Origin of the sequence: Aeromonas sp. QDB68 (assembly GCF_027707405.1) — a bacterium.
Taxonomy (GTDB): domain Bacteria; phylum Pseudomonadota; class Gammaproteobacteria; order Enterobacterales; family Aeromonadaceae; genus Aeromonas; species Aeromonas caviae.
In genome coordinates, this window is record NZ_JAPCIQ010000118.1 from 3943 (window position 1) to 8993 (window position 5051).

The window sequence follows — 5051 nt, forward strand, 5'->3', positions numbered from 1 at the left end:
TGCTCGCTTGAGCGGTGTGTCACAGCCAAGTCTGACCCGCGCGATCCGCCGCTTGGAAGATGAGCTTGGCGGGCCGCTGATCTATCGCGACGGGAAGAACAGCCGCCTGACTGGCCTTGGCCATGACGTCGAGGCAGAATTCCGGCGCATGGTGGTCGCGATGAAGAGCGTACGCAATCACTCGGAGCACTGGGCGATGGGGGGGCACCGCGTGCTGGATGTCGCCGTCGCGCCCACCGTCGGACCAAAGGAATTTACGGCGTTCTTCGAGAGCGCATTGGCGGAGATGCCATCCATCGAAATCAAGCTGCACTCGCTCCAGTCGAACGAGGACACATCGGAGGTGCTTTCAGGAAAATACCACGCATGCATCATGCCGCGTGAAACACGACCGGAACGCAAGCTGGATGTGCATCCTCTATTTCGGGAGCGCTTCGTGCTCGGCTGTTCTGCAAACCATCCCTTGGCTGCCAACGAGATCGTGCGCGGCGAAGACCTGCTCGAGTTTCCTTTCGTCGATCGCCTGAAATGCGAGTTTCGCGATCGGATCCTCGATCACTTCGCGCGACGGGACTTGCTCATGCAACCTCGCTTTCGATCAGATCGCGAGGACTGGGTGCAACGGGTCGTCGCTGACGGCCACGCCATATGCATTCTTCCGGAACGATCGGCCACCGTGCAAGGCCTCGTCACTCGGCCGATCGACGGATTTGACTTGGAGCGCGAAGTCGTGATCGCGACGGTATCCGGCTCCACGGCAACGGTCGAGATACGGAATATCGCGCAGCTGGCAGCCCGTTACGAGTGGAACTGAATCACGACGTGAAGAGCTTCGGCGCTATGGAAACTATACGCGCAGCGTATTGGATAAATCTGGGGCGCACTGCTATAGTCGGCGCAATGACTGCAAAGATAAATGACAGTGTGTCGAGCTCTCTAGATTAATTATTGGAGACTATCATGAAGTTTGAGAAGTCACAGGCAGCAGTTGACCGCCTGACCCCCGAGCAACGCCGGATTACCCAGGATTCGGGGACCGAAAGGCCCTTCACGGGTGAGCACAACGACAACAAGGAGCCTGGCATCTACGTCGACATAGTGTCGGGAGAGCCGCTGTTCGCTTCAACGGACAAGTTCGATTCGGGTACTGGCTGGCCCAGCTTCACCAAGCCGATCGTTCCGGCAAACGTGAACGAGGTGCGGGACAGTGCACACGGCATGGTCCGGACGGAGGTCAGGTCGGTACACGCCGACAGCCATCTGGGCCACGTTTTCCCGGACGGTCCTTCCGACCGCGGCGGTCTGCGCTACTGCATCAACTCTGCGTCCCTTCGCTTCATCCCGCGCGACGAGATGGAGTCCGAGGGATACGGTGAATATCTCGATCAAGTAGAGGAGGCTTAACATGCATCAGCGCGCTGTTCTCGCAGGAGGATGTTTCTGGGGCATGCAGGATCTGATCCGCAAGCGGCCCGGCATCATCTCGACCCGTGTGGGTTACACGGGCGGCGATATTCCGAACGCCACGTATCGTAATCACGGCACGCATGCCGAGGGGATCGAGATTGTCTTCGACCCGACAGTGACGAGCTACCGGCACATCCTGGAATTCTTCTTCCAGATCCACGATCCGACGACGCTGAACCGCCAGGGCAATGATCGTGGGCTCTCCTACCGGTCGGGCATCTATTATGTCGACGAGGAGCAGAAGCGCGTCGCCGAGGATACGATCGCCGATGTGGATGCCTCGGGGCTGTGGGATGGCAAAGTGGTGACCGAGGTCCAGCCGGTCGGCGAGTTCTGGGAGGCCGAGCCCGATCACCAGGATTATCTGGAGAAGCGGCCGGGCGGCTACACCTGCCACTTCGTCCGTCCCGACTGGGTTCTTCCAAAGCGGCATGAGGCCGGCGATGTGAGCCCTGCGCCCGGGCTGCAGCGGAATAGGCTTCGCTGCCGTTAGTGCCGCGCCGATCCGGTTCGCAACCTCCGACGACCGCGTCAATCGACGCGGTCGTCGAACCCGGCCTTGAAGCAGATCATTCCATTCAGCCGCCGTCGCAGTGCCAGGATCCAGATATGACAGACCTCTCCTCCTTTCCCATCACGCAGCGCTGGCCAGCATCTTATCCGGATCGCTTGCAACTATACGCGGCCCCCACGCCCAACGGCGTCAAGGTCTCGATGATGCTGGAGGAGACTGGCCTGCCGTATGAGCCCCACTTCGTCGACATCTCGAACAACGAGTCGAAGGATCCAGCGTTCGTGTCGTTGAATCCCAACGGCCGCATACCCGCGATCATCGATCCGGCTGGCCCTGACGGCCAGCCCATTGGCATATGGGAAACCGGTGCGATCCTCATCTATCTGGCCGACAAGACGGGGCAGCTCATCTCAACAACACCCGCCCAGCGGTACGAGACTCTGGCCTGGGTGTTCTTTCAGGTGTCGGGCGTTGGGCCGACCTTCGGACAGCTAGGCTTTTTCCTGCGATTTGCCGGCAAGGACTATGAGGACAAGCGACCTCGGCAGCGCTTTGTTGATGAATCCAGGCGTCTTCTCGGGGTCCTGGATCACCGGCTGGAGGGCCGCGAATGGATTGTCGATGATTACTCGATCGCGGACATTGCGACGTTTGGCTGGGTGAATGCGCTGGTCGAATTCTACGCAGCGGGCGACATCCTCGGCCTAAGCAGCTATTCGAACGTGCAGGCATGGCTCGAACGCGGGCTGGCGCGACCGGCTGTACAGCGTGGCCTGCGAATTCCTGCGAGGCCTGCATGACCATTATCGCCGCATATTATTACAACGAAGGTAAGCGAGTCCGTGAAATCAGGCTCGATGAGCACGTCGAACTAAACGAGAATCGCTCGGGCTTCTGCTGGATCGCGCTTAGCGAGCCCACCGCAGACGAACTCAGCGCGATCCAGACGACGTATAACCTCCATCCTTTGGCGATCGACAACGCCATGCACCCGCTGTGCCCGCCCAAGCTCGAGGTCTACAACGATGAGTTGTACGTCGTCGCCCAGACCGCCGAGCTGGTCGGCGACCGGATCAGCTACGGCAAGATGGCGATCTTCACCGGTCACAATCACCTTATCACCGTGCGGCACGGCAATGCCGGAGCGCTGGGCAAACTTCGGGAGCAACTCGAGGCATCGCCGACGCAGTTCGGCAAGGGTGTCGACTATGTGCTGCACGCGATCTTGCACCGAGTGGTCGACCAGTATCTGCCCATCTTCGAAATGATCGAGGACGACGTCCTGGCGATGGAGCGACGGTCGCTGCACGATTTCCTCGGGCCAGAAGAGGTGGCGCGAATCTTCGAACTAAGGTCCGAACTCACGCGGTTCAAGCGCACGCTCGGGGCTATGGCCGAGCTGGTGCGAAAGCTCGTTCGCGGCCACTTTCCCTGCCTCAGCGCCGAAATGACACCATATTTCCACGACGTCGCGGACCATGTCCACCGCGTGCAGTCCATGGTCGACGGCCTCCTGCTTGTCCTGTCCACGGTCTTCGAGGCCAGCAGCCTTCTGGAAGCGCAAAGGATCGGTGTGGTCACTCGCCAGCTCGCGGCCTGGGCGGCGATCTTGGCGGTCCCGACGGCGATCGCCGGAATATATGGCATGAACTTCAAGCACATGCCGGAACTGGACACGCCATATGGCTACTTCGTCGTGCTCGGAGTGATAGCGGTGTTCTGCCTTCTCCTATTCATGCGCTTCAAGAAGGCCAAGTGGCTATGAGTAACGCACTTCGCGAGCTTCTCCGTCCGCCGAGTCACAGCGCGCTTTGTGCGCGAGCGTGTCCAATCCAGTTCAAGATGAAGGTGCTTCCATGACCTCCCAGGTGACCGACGTTCTAGAAGCAGTCCAGTCATTCATCGCCAAAGGCTATGACCGCGAATACCGCGTCAAGGACGGCAATCTCGTCGATCTCGAACTAGGGTCAACCCTCGATGCATGCAGCATTCGCGTCGATGCGGCGTTGCGCCTCGAGAGCGGGGACGACGGCGAAGATGCCTCCAACATCTACGCGATCACCGATCCGGCGACAGAGCATAAAGGCCTGTTGATCGACGCCTTCGACGTGTTCCACGAAATCTGCCCCCGCGACTTGTCCGAGCGCCTTGTGGCGCATCGGGAAACAGCACCGGCAGGTGACCAGGACGCGCCGAGCAAGCACGGACTACGGAAAGTCTACAAGAGCGAGTTTCACAGCGATCCCGAGCGTTACGTTCTGCGCGAGGGCTTTCCAGACTTCCCGCCATGCCCTTTCGGCCAATCCTTCAGCATCCTCGGCTTCGATACCGCCGAGCAGGAATATGTCTGGCTCGTCACGAGCATCATTCGAGATCCTCGGCTGATCAGGGTTCCATACCAGGGCGAAGACGTCATCAGCGACGAATAGCGGTGTCGCTTAGCCGGAAAGGCTGGCCTTCCTGGCCCACACATCTGCAGGCTGAACTTTAAGAACATCGAAAATTAGGAGGTGATTATGGACTGGAACAAGGACCACATACGAGAAACTATGCTCTTGCTGGAGACAGCAGCGTTGCACAGCGCTCGCGAAAACTACCTGGACTATGTCTCTACCGCTCGGCTCGATCGGAGCGAACCGATCGAAAACGACGAACTAGCTCAGGCCGAGGTCGCGAGCGACTTCGCTGAAGCGCTCGATGACACGCTCCATGACTACGCCAATAAACTCGAAAAGCTCAGGACGATCGATTTCGGCCCCAAGTTGGCCGTCAACGAAGGCGCTGTCGTCAAGCTGTCCGGCCGCCACTTTGTGATCGCGGTGTCAACGAGCAAGTTTACCTGTCAGGGGCGTGAGCTCATGGGCATTTCCACGATGGCGCCGATCTTCGAAGCGATCGAGGGTGCCCGAGCCGGGGAGACCGTGCAGTTCAACGGCCGGGACCTCACCGTAGAAGACGTGGAATAAAGCCCTCCACCGCAGCCGGCGCGCTTGTGCCGAACGCCCTGCATCTCTTTCTGCATGCATACGGTCACTTGCAGCCGCGTTGACCTGGCTCATCAAAGGCAAAC

General features: G+C 59.5%; 7 protein-coding genes. All 7 read left to right on the forward strand.

All coding sequences use genetic code 11. From position 1 onward, the window contains the following. The coding region (locus PG892_RS20115) for a LysR family transcriptional regulator (protein WP_270825768.1) at positions 1–814 on the forward strand (814 nt) is incomplete at its 5' end. A gap of 146 nt (positions 815–960) precedes the next feature. Further along, positions 961–1404 carry a peptide-methionine (R)-S-oxide reductase MsrB gene (msrB, locus tag PG892_RS20120; RefSeq protein ID WP_004099035.1) on the forward strand — a complete coding sequence of 148 codons (444 nt, stop codon included), beginning with the start codon at positions 961–963 and terminating at the stop codon, positions 1402–1404. A 1-nt stretch (position 1405) separates the two neighbouring features. Next, positions 1406–1960, forward strand: a complete 555-nt coding sequence (gene msrA / locus PG892_RS20125) for a peptide-methionine (S)-S-oxide reductase MsrA (protein ID WP_270825770.1) — start codon at positions 1406–1408, stop codon at positions 1958–1960. Between the two features lie 116 nt (positions 1961–2076). Further along, the gene (locus tag PG892_RS20130) at positions 2077–2781 is read left to right on the forward strand and encodes a glutathione S-transferase N-terminal domain-containing protein (protein WP_004099038.1); all 705 of its coding nucleotides are present in this window, start codon (positions 2077–2079) and stop codon (positions 2779–2781) included. Then, the gene (locus tag PG892_RS20135) at positions 2778–3746 is read left to right on the forward strand and encodes a magnesium and cobalt transport protein CorA (protein ID WP_018716208.1); all 969 of its coding nucleotides are present in this window, start codon (positions 2778–2780) and stop codon (positions 3744–3746) included. Before PG892_RS20130 ends, PG892_RS20135 begins: the two co-directional genes overlap by 4 nt. Positions 3747–3837: 91 nt before the next feature. After that, positions 3838–4410 (forward strand): hypothetical protein, encoded by a 573-nt coding sequence (locus tag PG892_RS20140; RefSeq protein WP_004099040.1) that lies wholly within the window; start codon positions 3838–3840, stop codon positions 4408–4410. Between the two features lie 87 nt (positions 4411–4497). After that, positions 4498–4947: a hypothetical protein gene (locus PG892_RS20145; protein ID WP_004099042.1), complete on the forward strand. Its 450-nt coding sequence runs from the start codon at positions 4498–4500 to the stop codon at positions 4945–4947. Positions 4948–5051 lie beyond the last annotated feature (104 nt).